The organism is Limosilactobacillus secundus (assembly GCF_020784695.1).
GTDB classification, from domain to species: domain Bacteria; phylum Bacillota; class Bacilli; order Lactobacillales; family Lactobacillaceae; genus Limosilactobacillus; species Limosilactobacillus reuteri_F.
On record NZ_JAJGUA010000032.1, the window covers coordinates 82,435 to 100,266 of the forward strand.

General features: G+C 38.2%; 23 protein-coding genes and 1 other annotated feature. Of the genes, 6 read left to right on the plus strand and 17 right to left on the minus strand.

What is annotated here, in order from left to right:
• Window positions 1-28: 28 nt before the first annotated feature.
• The 3 genes from mscL (at window position 29) to LMB57_RS05100 (ending at window position 1,181) form a co-directional block, all read left to right on the plus strand.
• Entirely contained in the window at window positions 29-400 is a 372-nt protein-coding gene (mscL, locus tag LMB57_RS05090) for a large-conductance mechanosensitive channel protein MscL (protein WP_229270989.1), read from the plus strand.
• Window positions 401-533: 133 nt separating this feature from the next.
• Window positions 534-764, plus strand: coding sequence for a hypothetical protein (locus LMB57_RS05095; protein WP_229270990.1), 231 nt, complete (start codon window positions 534-536; stop codon window positions 762-764).
• 132 nt (window positions 765-896) lie between these two features.
• Window positions 897-1,181: a hypothetical protein gene (locus LMB57_RS05100; protein ID WP_229270991.1), complete on the plus strand. Its 285-nt coding sequence runs from the start codon at window positions 897-899 to the stop codon at window positions 1,179-1,181.
• Window positions 1,182-1,363: 182 nt separating this feature from the next.
• Here LMB57_RS05100 and rplL read toward each other — a convergent pair whose 3' ends face one another.
• From rplL to LMB57_RS05180, 17 genes are all read right to left on the minus strand, one after another.
• Window positions 1,364-1,729, minus strand: a complete 366-nt coding sequence (gene rplL / locus LMB57_RS05105) for a 50S ribosomal protein L7/L12 (protein ID WP_003666310.1) — start codon at window positions 1,727-1,729, stop codon at window positions 1,364-1,366.
• A gap of 62 nt (window positions 1,730-1,791) precedes the next feature.
• Window positions 1,792-2,292: a 50S ribosomal protein L10 gene (gene rplJ, locus LMB57_RS05110; protein WP_003666309.1), complete on the minus strand. Its 501-nt coding sequence runs from the start codon at window positions 2,290-2,292 to the stop codon at window positions 1,792-1,794.
• A gap of 32 nt (window positions 2,293-2,324) precedes the next feature.
• Window positions 2,325-2,443 (minus strand) — a sequence feature (ribosomal protein L10 leader region).
• A gap of 46 nt (window positions 2,444-2,489) precedes the next feature.
• The gene (wecB, locus tag LMB57_RS05115) at window positions 2,490-3,611 is read right to left on the minus strand and encodes a non-hydrolyzing UDP-N-acetylglucosamine 2-epimerase (RefSeq protein WP_229270992.1); all 1,122 of its coding nucleotides are present in this window, start codon (window positions 3,609-3,611) and stop codon (window positions 2,490-2,492) included.
• 16 nt (window positions 3,612-3,627) lie between these two features.
• Window positions 3,628-4,929: a glycosyltransferase gene (locus LMB57_RS05120; protein ID WP_229270993.1), complete on the minus strand. Its 1,302-nt coding sequence runs from the start codon at window positions 4,927-4,929 to the stop codon at window positions 3,628-3,630.
• Window positions 4,930-4,935: 6 nt separating this feature from the next.
• Window positions 4,936-5,070, minus strand: a complete 135-nt coding sequence (locus LMB57_RS09795) for a hypothetical protein (protein WP_263862822.1) — start codon at window positions 5,068-5,070, stop codon at window positions 4,936-4,938.
• Window positions 5,071-5,417: 347 nt separating this feature from the next.
• A complete protein-coding gene (locus LMB57_RS05125; protein WP_229270994.1) occupies window positions 5,418-6,611 on the minus strand; it encodes an aminotransferase-like domain-containing protein in 1,194 nt (397 codons plus the stop codon).
• 175 nt (window positions 6,612-6,786) lie between these two features.
• Window positions 6,787-7,479, minus strand: a complete 693-nt coding sequence (gene rplA / locus LMB57_RS05130) for a 50S ribosomal protein L1 (RefSeq protein ID WP_003666300.1) — start codon at window positions 7,477-7,479, stop codon at window positions 6,787-6,789.
• A 91-nt stretch (window positions 7,480-7,570) separates the two neighbouring features.
• Complete coding sequence (gene rplK / locus LMB57_RS05135) at window positions 7,571-7,996, minus strand: 50S ribosomal protein L11 (RefSeq protein WP_003666299.1); 426 nt, start codon at window positions 7,994-7,996, stop codon at window positions 7,571-7,573.
• A gap of 139 nt (window positions 7,997-8,135) precedes the next feature.
• Window positions 8,136-8,678: a transcription termination/antitermination protein NusG gene (nusG, locus tag LMB57_RS05140; protein WP_003666296.1), complete on the minus strand. Its 543-nt coding sequence runs from the start codon at window positions 8,676-8,678 to the stop codon at window positions 8,136-8,138.
• A 116-nt stretch (window positions 8,679-8,794) separates the two neighbouring features.
• Entirely contained in the window at window positions 8,795-8,971 is a 177-nt protein-coding gene (gene secE, locus LMB57_RS05145; protein WP_003666294.1) for a preprotein translocase subunit SecE, read from the minus strand.
• Between the two features lie 11 nt (window positions 8,972-8,982).
• On the minus strand, window positions 8,983-9,132 hold the full coding sequence (gene rpmG, locus LMB57_RS05150; RefSeq protein WP_003666293.1) for a 50S ribosomal protein L33: 150 nt from the start codon (window positions 9,130-9,132) through the stop codon (window positions 8,983-8,985).
• 65 nt (window positions 9,133-9,197) lie between these two features.
• Window positions 9,198-9,947, minus strand: coding sequence for a 23S rRNA (guanosine(2251)-2'-O)-methyltransferase RlmB (rlmB, locus tag LMB57_RS05155; RefSeq protein ID WP_003667343.1), 750 nt, complete (start codon window positions 9,945-9,947; stop codon window positions 9,198-9,200).
• Window positions 9,937-10,350: a Mini-ribonuclease 3 gene (locus LMB57_RS05160; RefSeq protein ID WP_229270995.1), complete on the minus strand. Its 414-nt coding sequence runs from the start codon at window positions 10,348-10,350 to the stop codon at window positions 9,937-9,939. The genes rlmB and LMB57_RS05160 overlap by 11 nt, the downstream gene beginning before the upstream one ends.
• Window positions 10,351-10,361: 11 nt before the next feature.
• The gene (cysS, locus tag LMB57_RS05165; RefSeq protein ID WP_229270996.1) at window positions 10,362-11,774 is read right to left on the minus strand and encodes a cysteine--tRNA ligase; all 1,413 of its coding nucleotides are present in this window, start codon (window positions 11,772-11,774) and stop codon (window positions 10,362-10,364) included.
• Between the two features lie 379 nt (window positions 11,775-12,153).
• On the minus strand, window positions 12,154-13,308 hold the full coding sequence (locus LMB57_RS05170; RefSeq protein ID WP_229270997.1) for a PIN/TRAM domain-containing protein: 1,155 nt from the start codon (window positions 13,306-13,308) through the stop codon (window positions 12,154-12,156).
• A gap of 17 nt (window positions 13,309-13,325) precedes the next feature.
• A complete protein-coding gene (gene radA / locus LMB57_RS05175) occupies window positions 13,326-14,699 on the minus strand; it encodes a DNA repair protein RadA (protein ID WP_229270998.1) in 1,374 nt (457 codons plus the stop codon).
• A gap of 23 nt (window positions 14,700-14,722) precedes the next feature.
• Window positions 14,723-15,259: a dCTP deaminase/dUTPase family protein gene (locus LMB57_RS05180; protein ID WP_229270999.1), complete on the minus strand. Its 537-nt coding sequence runs from the start codon at window positions 15,257-15,259 to the stop codon at window positions 14,723-14,725.
• Between the two features lie 138 nt (window positions 15,260-15,397).
• Between LMB57_RS05180 and LMB57_RS05185 the strand changes: the two genes are divergently transcribed.
• Genes LMB57_RS05185 through LMB57_RS05195 form a run of 3 tightly spaced genes read left to right on the plus strand, consistent with a single transcriptional unit; the run spans window position 15,398 to window position 17,758 of the window.
• Window positions 15,398-15,694, plus strand: coding sequence for a GNAT family N-acetyltransferase (locus LMB57_RS05185; RefSeq protein WP_229271000.1), 297 nt, complete (start codon window positions 15,398-15,400; stop codon window positions 15,692-15,694).
• A gap of 11 nt (window positions 15,695-15,705) precedes the next feature.
• A complete protein-coding gene (gene rpiA / locus LMB57_RS05190; RefSeq protein ID WP_003666281.1) occupies window positions 15,706-16,389 on the plus strand; it encodes a ribose-5-phosphate isomerase RpiA in 684 nt (227 codons plus the stop codon).
• 28 nt (window positions 16,390-16,417) lie between these two features.
• Window positions 16,418-17,758, plus strand: coding sequence for a C1 family peptidase (locus LMB57_RS05195; RefSeq protein ID WP_229271001.1), 1,341 nt, complete (start codon window positions 16,418-16,420; stop codon window positions 17,756-17,758).
• The last annotated feature ends 74 nt before the right edge of the window (window positions 17,759-17,832 follow it).

Sequence of the window (17,832 nt, forward strand, 5' to 3'; positions counted from 1 at the left end):
CCTCTAAAGCTAGAAGGAGGCCTATTTTATGTTAAAAGAATTCAAAACATTCATTGCCCGTGGTAACGTTATTGACATGGCAGTTGGGATAATTGTTGGTGCTGCTTTTACATCAATTGTAAAATCATTAGTTAATAACCTTATTAATCCCCTCATTGGCCTATTTATTGGGCGAATTGACTTATCTAACCTTGTCTTGACAGTCGGTGACGCCCAATTTAAATACGGAAGTTTTCTAAATGCAGTCATTAACTTCCTGATTATTTCCTTTGTTGTTTTCTTAATGGTAAAAGCAATCAACACATTCCGCAAAAAAGAAGATAACAAAAAAGAGACTCCTAGCGAAGAAGTTATGTACCTCAAAGAAATTACTGAACTCCTAAAAAAAAATAAAGATTAATAAAAATGCTGGTTAAAAGTTTCTAACCAGCATTTTTATTAATGTATAATATTTTGATTTTTATACCATATCATTGGAATTGAGCTTGTATACTTGTTACTATCATGGTAGGACAACAAAAGAGGTGATAAATATGTTTAAAAAGAAAAATTGTCCTACGTCAAATAGCCAAAATAATGCAACGAATGCCTACCAAAAAGGTTATGATCAAGCAGTTAAGGATTATAAGGCCCTAGAACCTTTTAGGAAGTATCCACAACGAATTATTAATGTTACCAATAAGTTTATTAAAGGTAAGATGCATGCTCTTCGTGACTATGTTGACGGGTATGAAGATGCTAAGCAACAACTTTCCCAAAATTAGTAAAGCATTGCCAATTATTGTAAACAACTTCAACTGCTAATTACACCGCATAATACTTTTTTCGAATGTTGCTCTTCATCAATTCAATACGCGTTTATTAATGTTTATCGAGGTTCTAAGGAGGGATATCTTATGTTATTTAATGTTATTTTTTGGATCTTAGCTATTTGGTTTGTCATTAATGTCATTTGGATGTGGTTCCAACTTAATAATCAAATTCTACAAAAGACTTTCGCTTGGATCAATGTTTGTGCAATTGTTATCGGTTTTTGGGTTTATTATGGTGTATCTCATGATGCAAGCGCAATTAACGGTTGGTTTATTGCTATGAACTGGGTTAACATCGCTATCGCTGCTATTCAATTCTACTTTGGTTACCGCACAAATAACGATAGTACTACTCACCCTGCAAAGTAGACTCATTTACTTTTAACTTTCCTGTTCTTCTAAAATTTTGCACACAGCATAAAATAGCTCCTTATTTATAATAGCGGGAGCTATTTTCATCTTATAAAGGAATATCTCATATGGTATCCCCAAAATAAAAAAGAGTCACGAAAAACTGTTTTCGTAACTCTTTTTTATTTAATAATTTAAGACTACTTAAGGGTAACAGTAGCACCAGCGGCTTCAAGCTTTTCCTTGATGTCGTTAGCTTCGTCTTCCTTAACGTCTTCCTTGATAGCTGATGGAGCACCATCAACAAGGTCCTTAGCGTCCTTAAGACCAAGACCAGTAATGTCCTTAACAGCCTTAATAACCTTAACCTTAGCTGAACCTGGTTCAGTTAATTCTACAGTGAAGCTGTCCTTAGCAGCAGCGTCGCCACCAGCAGCACCTGCAACTGCAACTGGAGCAGCAGCAGAAACGTCGAATTCTTCTTCGATAGCCTTAACTAAGTCGTTAAGGTCAGAGATTGATGCTTCCTTTAATGAAGCAATGATAGCATCCTTATCAAAAGCCATGTTTATTTCCTCCAATATTTAGGTAATTAATTTTAATTTTATATTGTATTGATATACGGCAATTATGCGGCTTCGTCTTCCTTGTCGGCAATAGCCTTGACTGCGCGAGCAATCTTCCGCATTGGATCTTGCAATGCAGATGCAAGCATTGACAACAGTTCTTCGCGACCTGGCATATTTGCGTATTCGTTGATTTCGTCAAGAGTCTTAACACTCTTTTCGATGAAACCACCCTTGATTTCAAGAGCGTCGTGGTCATCAGCGAACTTCTTCAAGATCTTAGCTGGAGCAATTGGGTCTTCGTCAGAGAAGGCAACAGCAGTTGGTCCAACAAAAGTAGAACGAAGATCTTCGTAGTCAGTACCTTCAACAGCACGATCAAGAATCTTGTTCTTGATAACTGACATTTGGATACCAGCATCACGAAGTTGCTTACGTAAGTCAGTAACTTCCGCAACAGTTAAACCACGGTAATCTACAACGATAGCACTTTGGGCTGCATTAAGCATATCAGTAGTTTGCTTAACGATTTCAGCTTTCTTAGCAATAGCTGCTTCACTCATGAATTTTCACCTCCTGCAATGTTTTTTTGATCGGATTTATAAAAAAATCCCTATGACCGCAGACATAGAGAAGGAACTTTCATTTCTTCCTCGGCAGGCATTCGATTAAGGCTTTCGCCACCTGAGTCTTAGGCAGAGTCATATTTAATCAACTGTTACAGTTTAACATATTCTCCGAAGTTCTGTAAAGGGACTTTTTATAATTCTTTTTGAGTTACTATCCATTTAGCAATAGCATCTAAAATTCGTTCGCTTGCATGCCCATCTCCATAAGGATTCTGTGCCTCACTCATCTTATTATATTCTTCAGGACTATTTAATAGTGACGATAACTCGTTCGTTACATTATTAAATTGCGTACCGATTAATTTAAGGGTTCCAGCAGTTACCCCTTCCGGTCGCTCTGTAGTATCACGCAAAACTAGAACTGGTTTATGAAGTGCTGGTGCTTCCTCTTGAACCCCACCCGAATCACTCATCACAAGTAAAGACTTACTCATAATATTATGAAAATCAACAACATCTAATGGCGAAATCAAATGAAAATGATTATCGTTTCCGAAAATTTTATTAGCAACTGCTTGAACTTTAGGGTTCAGATGAACCGGATAAATAACATCAATATCATCCCGTTGATCCACAATCTCTTTAATCGCCTTAAAGGTTTCTTCCATCGGTTTACCCCAATTTTCTCGCCGATGCATGGTAAGTAAAATAATCTTCTTGCCGGGATCAATTTCGTCTAATACTTGGTGATGATACGAATGGTCAATCGTATACCGCAAAGCATCGATGGCAGTATTTCCCGTCACTATAATTCCATGCTGATGATTTCCCATTTTGAGATTGTTAGCACTTGTTTGGGTGGGAGCAAAATATAAATCAGCAAGATCATCAATCATTTGCCGGTTCATCTCTTCTGGATAAGGCGAATATTTATCCCATGTTCGTAAACCAGCTTCAACATGACCAATAGCAACCCGATTATAAAAGGCAACCAAAGCTGATGCGTAGGCTGAACTAGTATCGCCATGAACTAACACAATATCTGGTTGCTCTTTTTGAATAATCGGTTCAAGCTTTGTCATCGTTTCAATTGTAATTTCCGTTAGTGTTTGTCCAGGACGCATTATTTTCAAATCATAATCAGGGGTTATTTTAAAAACAGCTAAAACCTGTTGAAGCATTTCAGCATGCTGACCGGTCGAAACAACTACTGATGAAAAGCGATCATCTTGCTCCAAGGCCTTGACTACTGGGCCCATTTTGATTCCCTCTGGACGAGTTCCAAATACCGTCATTACTTTAATCTTTCTCATCATATCTCCCCGCTATTTAAGAAACATTTTTTCCATGTTCCGTTTTTATCCACGAATTTTGGCGAAAACTCCACCGCCAATAAGCCATTATAATACTAAAAAATAAGATAACATACATATAGGAAATCCCAAGCGGTAATAAGACTAATTGATGCTTTTTTAAAGGTGGTTCATGGTAGTGGACTAAGTCACGATAGTAAAATATCCCAAATATTATTCCCCAAAATAACGAAAAGACTACCAAGCCGGCCATCACTAATGAAAAGGTCATAAGCGTCAAGTGACCATAAAGATTATGCCAGTGAGTAAGGGTAATCGTCGTTAAAATGATAATCGCAACATCCGCAAGAAAATTAAGCCATGGCTGAAGTAGGAAATAATATATACCAAGTTTCTGTGTCCTGCTTAAAACGCGGCTTTTAATAATTTGGGGAAGATACTTAAGACAATTTAAATCACCTTGTACCCACCGGCTTCGTTGACGAACAAATCTTTTAGGGGACGTTAATGCTTCCTGGTAAACATATGTATCTGTCATATAATCAACATGCAATTTTTTCAGCATCATTTTTATTGTTAGTTCGTAATCATCTAAGAGCGCATTGCCCCATGGATGCGCACCAATTTTATCAATAATTGGTTTGAGTCGAAAAAACTGACCATTCCCACTTAAACCAACTGTTTTAGTATACATTCGCATAATTTGGGCCATATGATTAATACTAAAAAACTCAATATCTTGTAAAACCTGCAACCAATTTTTAAAATGTGGGTACATTTTAACTCGCATCTGAGTAATATTCGTCCTTGGTGAGGAAAAATAGGCATTTAATCGTTGCAGAGCATTATCAGCTAATTGGGCATCCGCATCTACTACGCCAATAATAACCTTTTCAAAGGGAACTCGCTGACGAATAGTTATCTGACAAATATAATCTAGGGCAAAATTCAATACATCCCCCTTGCCTGTATGCGCGTTAGGGAGATGCCGTCGCAAAAGGTGGACCCGTGAGTTAGCAATCTGCTTAATCTGACTAACTGAATCGTCACTACTAGCATCGTCTACTACCACTATTTCAAATTGCTTAAATCGCAACAAATATTTGATTGTTCGTTGAATAACTGCTGCTTCATTAAAACATGGAACAATAACATAATATTGTAAATTACGGTCAATTTTAGCTGGTCGCTGGTTTCCTGCAAAGTGATAAAAGTCCCGAGGATACGAAATCATCCGAAATAGCAGACTAATCAATGAATAAACCAAAAATATAAACAGCGCGATCCCCCAAATAAGCGTAAAAATTATAATTACCATCTATAATTATCCTTTTTTCATATTTTGGTGGTAAATCAACCAAAATAAAAAACTAACTGCAAAGGATATTACAAACATTATTATTAAAGTAAAAATAACGGCTACTGCCATTTCTGTATTAGTGAAATCTATCATTGACATTATCAAAAACTCCTTTTCCCTTAAAAATTTCTGATAATGCTTATTACTATCCCAATTAGACAGCCAGAAACCCGAATATTTAAAACTTTTCAGCAATTAATATAATTATAATCACAATTAACTCAAAGTACAGAGGGAGTATGTATTAACTTACTACATTTTAATGACTAAAAAGATTGGACAGATGTTAGATTACGTTCACAAGTGACAAATAGTACAGTATAAAGGCCTCCAACGCCTGGTAATACCAAGCGGTAGAGGCCTATTATTGCTTACGGGAGTTCTTCTGTCTTGCTCCCATCATCATTTAATTTTATTAGGATTGTATTTATTAATGGCTGAAATAATTACTTATTAACTGCAGCTGTTAAAGCCGCTCCTAAACGTTTCAAACCAACTTCAATCTGGTCTTCTTTCATATTTGAATAGTTCAAACGGAAAGCACCAGGTTGAACTTCACCAGCAAAGAACGGGTCACCTGGAACAAAGGCTACATCATGCTCAAGACATTCCTTAAATAATTCTACTGTATCATCAACCCCAGGAACTTCTACCCACAAGAACATGCCACCTTCAGGATCCGTATATGTAACTCCTTCTGGGAAGTATTTTTTAATTCCATCAAGCATTAAATCTTTGCGTTTGCCGTATAAAGCACTAATTTCTTTAACATGGGCATCCACATCGTTATCAGCAAAGAATTGGGCAACCGCGAATTGAGCTAAATTATCTGTATGGAGATCAGCTGATTGCTTAAGGACCGTCAATTTATTAACCACATCTTCATCAGCAACCAACCATCCTAAACGAAATCCTGGTGCTAATGTCTTTGAAAATGTACTCATGTAAAGGACATGGCCCGATTTATCAAAAGCCTTAACTGCTGGTACGTGCTCGCCAGCAAAACGAATTTCACCATATGGATTATCTTCTAGTACGTATACATCATATTTTTCTGCTAATTTAGCTAACTGCTTTCGTCGTTCTTCAGTCATTGTTCGTCCAGTTGGATTTTGGAAGTTTGGCACAGTATAGATGAGTTTGGTATTTGGATTCGCCTTTAGTGCTTCTTCTAAAGCATCCATCTTCATCCCATCTTCATCCATCTCAACACTAGCAAAATTAGCACCGTAAGAACGAAAAACATCTAAAGCACACAAGTATGTTGGTTGTTCAACTAATACAGTATCACCAGGGTCAACAAAAGCCTTGCCCACTAAATCTAAGGCTTGTTCTGATCCCGTTGTTACTAAAACATTGTCTAATTCGGAATCCACATTTTCTTTTTCCTTTACATGTTGTTGGATAACCTCACGTAAAGCTGTGACTCCCTTCGCCGCTCCATACTGCATCGCTTCTTGACCATGTTCTTCAAAAACCTTATCAACAGCAGCTTTCATTTCTTTAACAGGAAACAATTCGGGTGCCGGCAATCCTCCAGCAAACGAAATAATCTTAGGATCCGCCGCTGCTTGTAAAATTGCACCAACCGCATCCGTACCATCTGCTGGAACACGCTTTGAAAATTTAAATTGTGTCATTGTCGTCACTCCTTAATTAGTTTTAAACTTAAATGATAAACTCTAATTATTTTTTAATCATTTTATCATTGGTTAATAATATATCACAAGCAATCCCTATTGTGAAGTAAAAATTAAGATAAAAAAAGACTTTGAGCAATAAACTCAAAGTCTTGTTAATTTTAATTAATTCAAATTAAAATGTAGTTAAATCAAGCGTAACACTTGGTCCAAATGTTGAAGAAATGGAAGCGTGCTTGATGTATGTTCCACGTACTGAAGCTGGACGAGCCTTAGCCACAATATCTTCTAAAGTAGCCAAGTTTTCAACTAACTTGTCAGTATCAAATGAAACCTTACCGAATGGTACAGCAACGTTACCATCACGGTCAGTCCGGTAAGTTACTTGACCAGCTTTGGCATCAGAAACAGCCTTAGCTACGTCCATTGTAACAGTACCAGTCTTAGGGTTTGGCATTAAGCCCTTAGGTCCAAGGACACGTCCTAAACGACCTACCTTAGGCATCATGTCTGGTGTTGCAATTGCAACATCAAAGTCAAGCCAACCATCTTGAATCTTTTCTACTAAATCATCGTCGCCAACAAAGTCAGCACCAGCTTCTTGAGCAGCCTTAGCATTTTCACCATTAGCGAAAACAATAACTGTTTGATCCTTACCAGTACCGTTTGGTAAAACAACGGCACCACGTAATTGTTGGTCAGCTTGCTTTGTGTCAACGTTTAAGTTAAATGCTACTTCGATAGTAGAGTCGAAGTTAGCGTAGGCAATATCTTTTACTAATTGGACAGCGTCTTTAACAGCGTATTCTTTCTTGCTGTCAACTTTCTTGAGCGCGTCTTGGTACTTCTTACCACGTTTTTTAGCCATCTTGTGTTTTCCTCCTTGCAAATGTGGTCTAACGGAGTTATACCTCCCACGTGGGTGCACTATTTTCATAGTGCATCCCGACTGCTAGTAATTAGTCTTCAACAGTGAAGCCCATGCTACGAGCAGTACCTTCAATCATGCGCATAGCTGCTTCTACGTCAGCTGCGTTTAGATCTTGCATCTTAGTTTCAGCGATTTCCTTAACTTGGTCCTTCGTTACTGAAGCAACCTTGTTTGTGTTAGGTTCACCGGAACCATGTTCAACACCAGCGGCCTTCTTTAGTAAGACAGCAGCAGGTGGCGTCTTAGTAATGAAGTCGAATGAACGGTCCTCATATACAGTAATTACAACTGGGATCAACATACCCTTTTGGTCTGCAGTCCGTGCGTTGAATTCCTTAGTGAAGCCCATAATGTTAATACCTGCTTGTCCAAGCGCAGGACCTACTGGTGGAGCTGGTGTAGCGGCACCGGCAGGAATTTGCAACTTGACAATGTTAGCTACTTTCTTTGCCACGAGACAAAACCTCCTTAGTCCGTGTTGTGGTCATGATGAGGCAGTAAGTTTTACCTCTCCCACAGTATGTTAATAGCATACTTAGAAAACATACCACAATTCTCAACTTATTTCAACAATTTTCAAAACATTAAATCAACTAAAATGTATCAATCTGATCAAAGCCTAATTCAGCAGCCGTTTCACGGCCGAACATTTCAACAGTTGCCTTAATCTTTTGCTTTTCATGATCAACTTCTACAACCTTGGCAGTCATATTTGCAAAGGATCCCGCAATAACTTTTACAGTATCGCCTTCCTTAACATCAATGTCACTAACAGTTGTTTCGGTTCCCATCCGTTTCATAATCCGATCAACTTCTTCGGGAAGCAATGGGGTTGGTTTGGAACCACCACCGTGAGATCCTAAGAAACCAGTTACGCCGGGAGTATTACGAGCAATGTACCAAGCCTGATCAGTCATTACCATTTCAACCAAAACATAGCCTGGGAATGTCTTTTCAATTGTCTCTTTTGCTTGACCGTCCTTAACCTGGCGAACTTCTTCTTCAGGAACAACTACTCGAAAAATGTAGTCTTCCATTCCCATTGATTGAGCCCGTGATTCCAAGTTACTCTTAACCCGGTTTTCATAACCAGAGTAAGTATGGAGCACATACCAACGTTTTTCATGTGATTCCACGATGAATCCTCCTATCATAATTCAAATCATTTTTCAGTAAAATAAAAAACTTCGTAATAGCTACGAAGTTCCCTTAGGTTTAGTATAACAAACTAATTTCTATTTGACTACTAATGTTAAACAAAGAGTTTCATCATTAATTGAATTAACCAATCAAACAGAGCAAAGAATAGTACGAAGAACAGAGTCAATGAAACAACAATAGTCGTATCACGACGATTCTCTTTAGCTGTTGGCCATACAACTAGCTTCATTTCGTGGTTAACACTCTTAATAAATCGAATTAAGTGCATATTTTCCTCCACTATCTGCTTTCACGATGAATAGTATATTCACCGCAATGTTTACAGAACTTACGTAATTCTAATCGTTCTTGTCGTTGAGGGTTAGCGGTAATCGTATAATTACGCGCACCGCACTTTGTACATTCCAATGCTACTTTTTTCTGGGACATACTTATCACCTCCACACAGTACTTAGGTTAGCACGAATCAAGGTTTAAAAGCAATAAAATCAAAATTATTTTAAAGGATGACGAGAGTTAAAGCCTTGGTAGATCAACAAACTTGCCGCCACACTCGCATTTAAACTTTGAACATGCCCAACCATTGGAATTGTTAGCATTTCATCACAAGTTTTCTTTAACAAGGATGAAATTCCTTTACCTTCATTACCGATAACTAAAGCGACGGCACCATGCGCATCCCATGTTCGGTAATCTTTTCCTTTCATATCAGTACCAAACAGCCAAACGCCTCGTTCTTGCAATTCTTTAGCAGTTTGAACCAGGTTTGTTACTCTGGCAACTGGCACGTGTTCAATTGCTCCCGTAGATGTTTTGGCAACCACTGAAGTTAATCCTACTGCTCGCCGACGTGGAATAATAATACCATGAACACCAGCGGCATCAGCTGTTCGCATGATTGAACCTAAATTATGTGGATCCTCTAGTTCATCAAGAATAAGGAAAAAGGGGTCTTCGTCATGCTTAGCCGCGTTATCAAAGAGGTCATCAATAGTTGCATATTGGTATGCTGCTACAGCTAACACAACCCCTTGGTGATTTTGCCGGTCAGTCATCAAGTCCAATTTATTCTTAGGAACATTCGATACTACTAAGTGGCGTTCTTTTGCTAATTTAACAATCTGAGAAATAGCATCTGCCTTTAACCCCGACTGAATAAAAACTTTATTAATTTCTTGATCAGATTTTAGTGCCATCACAGCCGGATGCCGACCAATAATAAAATCCGTATTCTCATTTTTCATGTGCTGTTCGCCCCGCTTCTACTTGTTCGATACACCATCGCGCTAGTTCGGCTAATCGTTCTTCTTTACCAGCTAATTTAAGGTAACCCATCACCGCTTCAAATCCGGTGGAAATCCTATAAGTCATGACTGATGTATTTTTAGCATGGGTATGACTGTTAGCATTTCGGCCACGTTTGAAATACGACCATTCCTCATCTGACAATAACTCGTCTTCTTTCATCAAGTCAATAAGAGCTGCCTGTGCTTTTGCTGAAACATAGTGGGTAGCAATATGCTGCAATTTCGTTGGTTTGCTAATTCCTTTGGTTAAAAGATGCTGACGAATGTAAACCTCATAAGCTGCATCCCCTAAATAAGCCAAAGCAATTCCATTAAGTTGTCGATAATCTGCTTGTACCATAAGGATCCTTTCTATTCCTTTTTGTAGCGCGTTCCTTGAGGAGTATCTTCAAGAATAATTCCTTGTTTCTTAAGGTTGTCTCGAATTTCATCACTTCGCGCAAAATCTTTATTCTTCCGTGCTACATTTCGTTCTTCAATCAATTGCTTGATCTTTTCATCATTAATTTGATTGTCACTTGTTTCAAGTTTAATGCCAAAAATACTCATCAATTCAACGAGTTCTTTTTTGATTGCTTGAATGGCACCTAAGCTAACATTATCTTGTTGAGCATAAACATTTGCATATTTAACTAATTCGTAAACTGTTGCAATCCCGTTTTGGACATTGATGTCATCATCCATCGCCGTAATAAATTGGTGATGGAATTGATCAAGCCGATCAGTAACTTCTTGAACATCTCCTTCATCGGCATCTTGTTCACGATAAGTCAAGTTATCAAAAGCTGTTTGAATATGATTAAGATTATTTTGCGCATCGATTAGGTTTGCCTGACTATATTGAATTGGACGCCGGTATTGAGTAGTCGCCATAAAGAAACGTAAAACTTGAGGATCTACTTCCTTGATAATTTCATGAACAGTAATGAAATTATGGAGAGACTTACTCATCTTCTCGTTGTCTTTTCCAATTGTTACAAAACCATTATGCATCCAGTAACGAACAAATTTTTGACCTGTTTCTGCTTCACTTTGGGCAATCTCATTTTCATGATGAGGGAATTTAAGGTCTTGTCCCCCTGCATGAATATCAATTGTCTTTCCCAAGTACTTAGTGGACATCACCGAACATTCAATATGCCATCCTGGACGCCCTTTTCCCCATGGTGAATCCCAACTAATTTCGTCGGGCTTCGCTGCTTTCCATAAAGCAAAATCGAGCGGATCTTCCTTCTTATTAACCTCAGCTGCACTAACATGTTCGCTTGCCCCAACTTCAAGGTCATCAAGTGATTGTCCAGAAAGCTGTCCATAGTGTTTAAACTTTCGTGCACGATAATAAACATCGCCATCTTTAGGGTAAGCATATCCTTTTTCTACTAATTCTTGCACAAATTTAATGATCTCGGTAATGTTTTCTGTTGCCCGGGGATGAAGAGTAGCTGGCTCAATATTAATTGCTGCGGTATCTTCCATAAAAGCATTGATATACTTCTCCGCTAATTGTGGAACGGTAATCCCTTGCTCGGCAGCTGCCTTAATCATCTTATCGTCAACGTCCGTAAAGTTAGAAACATAATTTACTTCATACCCTTTAAATTCAAGGTAACGTCGGACTGTGTCAAAAGCGATCGCACTGCGCGCATTTCCAATATGAATGTAATTATAAACCGTCGGACCACAGACATACATGTTAACAACGCCTGGATGCAATGGCTTAAATTCTTCTTTTTTTCTTGTTAACGTATTGTAAATTGTTAGCATGTCTATCCGCTCCTTAAAAATCATTAATAAAGAATTAATTTGTACAGTTAATCTTACCACATTCCGTATTAGAATAGCATTTCTGATGATATTAATTTGCATCCAACAAATTATTTACCATTTGGTCATACTTTCTTCACATTCTACTGCTATTATATATATCGTAGTAAAGATGAACTTTACTACATCAATGAAACCTATTATTTTTCAATTACTCCTCCCAATAGTAACCGAAAAAAATATTTTCTTTTTTTACGAAATCTCCCCCAAGATTATCGTAATACTCCCTAAGAAGCAGCTTTTTCCCGAGCTGCTTCTTTTTTGTTTAAAAAATAGCTGGAAGTAAGAAAACTCTATTTCTCTTCACAGCCATTCTTTATTATTTTTTCTTATCTTTATTATTTCGTTTTTCTTTATGTTCATCTGTATGCTCGTCAATTCCTCGTTGTGAATGGAGAGGGCGGGCAAAAATCATTCGGCCGGCATCTGTTTGAAGAGCACTCGTTACTTCAACTTCAATTTGTTTGTCCATAAAGTAACGACCATCTTCAACAACCACCATCGTTCCATCGTCAAGATAAGCAACACCCTGTTGTCTTTCAGTTCCCTTTTTCACGACAACAACAGTCATCGTTTCGCCTGGGATAACTCGTGGCCGCAATGACTTCGCCAAGTTATTAATATTCAGTACTTGAACGTTTTGGAATTGAATTACTTTATTAAGGTTATAATCATTAGTCACAATGACCCCATCAACTTTTTTAGCGAGGGCAATTAATTTACTATCCACCTCTGGAATATCTTCAAAGTCCCCATCATACATTTCAATTGGGACAATTTTCTCCTTCCGTAACTTGTTTAAAATATCAAGACCACGACGCCCACGCACACGCTTAATACTTTCGCCAGAATCAGCGATATATTGCAATTCATATAAAACAAAATTAGGTACCAGTAATGTTCCTTCTAAGAAACCTGTTTTGACCAAATCATAAATGCGACCATCAATCAGAATGTTCGTATCTAGAATTTTATAATGATGATAATTATCATCCTGACGTTCAATTACATTTCTCCCATCAGTTTTACTGCTTTTAGCATGGGTAAATGCTTTGCGCCAATCATCTAACCGCGTCGTACCAATTCGAAAACCAAAATAACTAAAGACAATCATTAGAAGGATCGGCAAAATATTATTAATTACCGGAATCCTCGTTCTCCACAATGGAATCGAAATAAGAACTGCTAAAACTAACCCAATAATTGTTAATAAGGTCCCAAAGAAAAGGTATACAGGACTACGCTTTGTTAGTTCTTTTTCAATTCGCTGAATCAACTTTTCAGTGCCGCTAACCAATGGGAGTGATAATAACCAGAAAATAAGTGCACCAATAATAATGTCGATAAATACTAATAATGCCGGATTAAGAGCGATGTTCAAAATCTCCCATAATAATGGCAAATAGTAAAATCCCACTGCCGCGCCAACTAGAATATAAATGAGAGTAATCATTCTACGCCGCATTTGCTTCATCCTTTCAATTATTCATTTTATTCCAGCGCTAAATATAACGCTTCTTTAAGGGTCGAGACACCAACTACTTGAATATTAGTTGATGGTTTCCAACCCTTTAAATTATTTTTGGGAATAAAGATTCGTTTAAAGCCAAGCTTTTCTGCTTCAGCAACCCGCTGTTCAATTCGGTTTACCCGGCGAATTTCCCCAGTTAAACCTACTTCACCGACAAATGCATCGGTAGGCTGTGTTCCTTTATCCCGATAACTGGAGGCAATGCTTACTGCAATTGCCAAATCAATTGCTGGCTCATCTAGCTTAACGCCCCCAGCTGCTTTTAAGTAAGCATCTTGATTTTGAAGCATTAGGTTAGCACGTTTCTCTAATACCGCCATTATCAATGATACTCGGTTTCGGCTCAAACCGGTAGCAGTTCGCTGTGCGTTCCCATAAACGGTTGGTGTTACCAGCGCCTGAATTTCAACTAAAATTGGTCGCGTTCCTTCTAATGAAACAACTACCGCTGACCCGGTTGCATCATGTAACCGTTCCTCTAAAAAGATTTCTGATGGATTTTTTACTTCCGTCAGCCCATTTGTATGCATTTCAAAAATACCAAGCTCGTTAGTTGAACCAAATCGATTTTTCACTGATCGCAAAATACGATATGTATGGTGTAGATCTCCTTCAAAGTACAAAACCGTATCAACCATGTGCTCTAAAATCTTTGGACCGGCAATTGCACCACCCTTTGTCACATGGCCAACAACAAAAATCGTAATGTTATTACTTTTAGCAATTTGCATTAACTGGGCGGTAACTTCACGAATTTGCGACACACTACCAATTGCTGAACTTACATCAGTCGCCTGCATCGTTTGTACCGAGTCAATAACTACATACTCTGGCTTGAGGTCACGAATAGTATCCCGAATACTATCCATATTTGTTTCTGGATACACATAAAAATCATCCCCAGCAACTTTCAACCGTTCTGCCCGCATTTTAATTTGTGTCCCACTTTCTTCTCCAGACACATATAAAACCCGGTGGTGCTCATCGCTTAATTGTCCTGAAACTTGTAAAAGGAGGGTCGATTTTCCGATTCCAGGATCCCCACCAATTAGAATTAGTGATCCTGGAACGATTCCACCACCTAAAACGCGATTTAACTCATTCAATTTTGTTTTAACACGAGGAGTCTCTGTACTATCAATCTCATTAATTTTCTGTGGTTTGGCAACTAAGCCGGTTAAGGTGGTGGTTGCTTTTTTTGTTGGTGCAGAACTGGTTTCTATCTGTTCTTCCACTAAAGTATTCCACTCACCACAGTTTGGACACCGCCCTAAGTAGCGTGGTGAGTTATAGCCACAGTTTTGGCAAACATATTGTGTTCGAACTTTTGCCATTGCTTTAATTCCTCTCTAGTTATTTATTCTTTTGTTGAACCAAATCCGCCAGTCCGTTTAGCAGTTGGTTGTTCTTCACCATCAGCGATTAAATATGGCATAAAAATTCCCTGACCAATCCGTTCTCCTTTTTTTATATGATAATCTCGTAACCCGTAGTTAATAAGTTGGAAGAAGATTTCACCTTCATTACTATCATTATCATAATAGTCTGCATCCACAATGCCGATTCCATTTGGTAAAATCAAGCGACGTTTAAAAGGACCACTTGACCGGTTAGCTAATAAGAGAAATTCATCAGCTTGCATATAGGCTTTGATGCCGGTAGGTACTAAGTATGGCTTCAAACAGGAATCAGCAATCTTAAACTCTTCATCAGTTAGCTTTTTTTGTTGATGAATTTGCCAAAGTACCTTTAAGAAATTACCTTTCCAAATTGATGGCAGGATAAAATCTTCTGATGCCTCAAAATCATATCCGGCCGCCCGCGCTGTTTGGCGTTGGGGTAAATGTATGTTTTGGTCTTTCTTACTAGAAACAATCTTAAATCCACGTTTCATTACGTTCACCTCATAGTGTTTTATTCTTAATTATTCCAGTATACTATTATATGCTAGATAATAAGTTAATGGTATCGCTTTGATAACTTGACTTTTAAAAGCAGTTTATCGAAAATTATTATGAAAGGATGTGTTTATATGCAATATCGAGTTGATGGTCAGCGTATCATTGCTTTTGACGATCAAGAACCTTTAATTGGCGAGATCAGTTTTCCAAAAGTCCCAGATACAAATGATCACGTTGTCGTTGAACGAGTTTTTGTGCAACCAACTTACCGTGGGCAAGGAATTGCAGCTGAACTAGTACGTCAATTTGTAGATTATGCAACGAAAGAACACTACACTGTCAAGCTCATGTGTCCATATGCGGTAGCGCAATTCAAACTACATCCAGAATATCAGCAACTATTGCCAGTTGCAGATCGCTTTAATTAGGAGGAATATTAATGGATCAAAATGCATTAAAAGAACAAACAGGTAAGGAATCAGTTAAATACATTAAATCTGGAATGATTGTCGGTCTCGGAACTGGATCAACCGTTAAATATATGGTTGATGAACTTGGTAAGCAAGTCCAAGAAGGTAAGATCAAAGATATTATCGGCGTAACAACTTCAAACCGAACTGCTAAACAAGCACGCGACCTTGGAATTACAATTAAAGATATTGATGACGTTGACCACATTGATTTAACTATTGATGGGGCCGATGAAATCAGTGATGACTTCCAAGGAATCAAAGGTGGCGGTGGTGCCCTCCTTTGGGAAAAGATCGTTGCCAATGCCTCAAATAAGGTAATGTGGATTGTCGATGAAAGTAAACTTGTCCACAAACTTGGCGCTTTCCCCCTTCCTGTTGAAGTAATTCCATTCGGTTCTCAACATGTCTTTGACCGTCTTGAAAAGAAGGGCTACAAGCCAACTTGGCGAATGGATGGAGATAAAAAGTTCCGTACCGATGAAAATAACTATATTATCGACCTTCACCTTGGCGAAATTGATGATCCTAAGGCCTTAGCCGACGAATTGATCCACATGGTTGGAATTGTTGAGACTGGTTTATTCTTAAATCGAGTTAACGACGTAATTGTTGGTACTCCAGAAGGTCCAAAGGTATTGCACGCCCGTTAATTTAATCTATTCAAAGGAGATATTGCAAATGAGCTTTTCAATTAATAAAGAAGATATTGCTAGTTTTCATAAAAACTACCGTCATCACCCTAACAGCAGTGTTTTAGAAAATACTGTTACAAAAAACGGGGTACGGAATGCAAGCTTTAATTGGCATTCAATTGCTGATAATACTCCTCATTTCTCTATTGACCTCAAGACGGGGGACGTTGCTGATCAAAAACAATCCGGTCGTTGTTGGATGTTTGCGGCATTGAACACAATGCGTCATGATATGCAGCAAAAATTTAACTTACCTGATAATTTTGAGCTTTCACAGGCCTACCAATTCTTCTGGGATAAGTTTGAAAAATCCAATTACTTCTACCAAAACGTAATTAAGACTGCTAAAAAGCCTACCGACAGTCGAAAAGTTTCATGGTTAATGAACGAACCACAAAATGATGGTGGTCAATGGGATATGCTTTGCGCCCTCATCAGTAAATATGGGGTTATGCCAAAAGCCGCAATGCCCGAATCATTTAATTCTTCTAACTCACGGGGAATTGATGAAGTCTTAAACAACAAACTTCGTCACGATGCCGTTATTTTGCGGAAAATGATTAACGAAGATCATGCAAATGAAGAAGCAATCGATGAAATGCGCCGTAAGATGTTAAACGAGAATTACCGGATGCTTGCTTACACATTTGGTGAGCCAGTTAGTCACTTTGACTTCGAATATCGGACAAAGAAGGACAACGAATTCCACCGCGATACTAACCTAACACCACAGGAATTTTTCAAGAAGTACGTTGGCTGGAAGCTTGATGATTATATTTCAATCATCCAAGCCCCAACCGCTGATAAGAAGTACCACCAAACTTACACCATTGATATGCTTGGTAATGTCGTTGGTGGCCGCGAAATCAAGCACTTAAACCTACCAATGGATGAATTCAAGCAGCTTGCGATTGAACAATTAAAGAATGGCGAAAGTGTTTGGTTTGGTTCAGATGTTATTAAATATTCAGAAACTAAACTTGGAATTATGGCCCTTAACACCTATGACTACGACAAACTATTTGACGTTGATCTTGAAATGACCAAAGCTGAAGCACTTGATTATAGCGAAAGCATGATGGATCATGCCATGGTTATCACTGGTGTTGACCTTGTCGATGGTAAGCCCACCAAGTGGAAAGTCGAAAACTCATGGGGGAACAAGGTCGGTCATAAAGGTTACTTCGTTATGAGTGACGATTGGATGGACAAGTACTGCTACCAAGTCGTTATTAATAAGAAGTACCTTAGCGAGGACCTTAAACGTGATTACGCTAAGAGCCCAGTTGTTCTTAAGCCTTGGGATCCAATGGGAACTTTAGCATAATAATTTAACATTAATTTGTGAAAAAGCTGTGATAGATTTATTTATGGCTTTCAAAAAAGATCTCTAACACTGTA

Excerpts from the sequence above, each read along its gene's own strand:
- mscL (WP_229270989.1), top strand. The coding sequence starts at position 29 with ATGTTAAAAGAATTCAAAACATTCATTGCCCGTGGTAACGTTATTGAC.
- LMB57_RS05095 (WP_229270990.1), top strand. The coding sequence starts at position 534 with ATGTTTAAAAAGAAAAATTGTCCTACGTCAAATAGCCAAAATAATGCA.
- LMB57_RS05100 (WP_229270991.1), top strand. The coding sequence starts at position 897 with ATGTTATTTAATGTTATTTTTTGGATCTTAGCTATTTGGTTTGTCATT.
- rplL (WP_003666310.1), bottom strand. The coding sequence starts at position 1,729 with ATGGCTTTTGATAAGGATGCTATCATTGCTTCATTAAAGGAAGCATCA.
- rplJ (WP_003666309.1), bottom strand. The coding sequence starts at position 2,292 with ATGAGTGAAGCAGCTATTGCTAAGAAAGCTGAAATCGTTAAGCAAACT.
- wecB (WP_229270992.1), bottom strand. The coding sequence starts at position 3,611 with ATGAGAAAGATTAAAGTAATGACGGTATTTGGAACTCGTCCAGAGGGA.
- LMB57_RS05120 (WP_229270993.1), bottom strand. The coding sequence starts at position 4,929 with ATGGTAATTATAATTTTTACGCTTATTTGGGGGATCGCGCTGTTTATA.
- LMB57_RS09795 (WP_263862822.1), bottom strand. The coding sequence starts at position 5,070 with ATGTCAATGATAGATTTCACTAATACAGAAATGGCAGTAGCCGTTATT.
- LMB57_RS05125 (WP_229270994.1), bottom strand. The coding sequence starts at position 6,611 with ATGACACAATTTAAATTTTCAAAGCGTGTTCCAGCAGATGGTACGGAT.
- rplA (WP_003666300.1), bottom strand. The coding sequence starts at position 7,479 with ATGGCTAAAAAACGTGGTAAGAAGTACCAAGACGCGCTCAAGAAAGTT.
- secE (WP_003666294.1), bottom strand. The coding sequence starts at position 8,971 with ATGCACTTAATTCGATTTATTAAGAGTGTTAACCACGAAATGAAGCTA.
- rpmG (WP_003666293.1), bottom strand. The coding sequence starts at position 9,132 with ATGTCCCAGAAAAAAGTAGCATTGGAATGTACAAAGTGCGGTGCGCGT.
- rlmB (WP_003667343.1), bottom strand. The coding sequence starts at position 9,947 with ATGAAAAATGAGAATACGGATTTTATTATTGGTCGGCATCCGGCTGTG.
- LMB57_RS05160 (WP_229270995.1), bottom strand. The coding sequence starts at position 10,350 with ATGGTACAAGCAGATTATCGACAACTTAATGGAATTGCTTTGGCTTAT.
- cysS (WP_229270996.1), bottom strand. The coding sequence starts at position 11,774 with ATGCTAACAATTTACAATACGTTAACAAGAAAAAAAGAAGAATTTAAG.
- LMB57_RS05170 (WP_229270997.1), bottom strand. The coding sequence starts at position 13,308 with ATGAAGCAAATGCGGCGTAGAATGATTACTCTCATTTATATTCTAGTT.
- radA (WP_229270998.1), bottom strand. The coding sequence starts at position 14,699 with ATGGCAAAAGTTCGAACACAATATGTTTGCCAAAACTGTGGCTATAAC.
- LMB57_RS05180 (WP_229270999.1), bottom strand. The coding sequence starts at position 15,259 with ATGAAACGTGGATTTAAGATTGTTTCTAGTAAGAAAGACCAAAACATA.
- LMB57_RS05185 (WP_229271000.1), top strand. The coding sequence starts at position 15,398 with ATGCAATATCGAGTTGATGGTCAGCGTATCATTGCTTTTGACGATCAA.
- rpiA (WP_003666281.1), top strand. The coding sequence starts at position 15,706 with ATGGATCAAAATGCATTAAAAGAACAAACAGGTAAGGAATCAGTTAAA.
- LMB57_RS05195 (WP_229271001.1), top strand. The coding sequence starts at position 16,418 with ATGAGCTTTTCAATTAATAAAGAAGATATTGCTAGTTTTCATAAAAAC.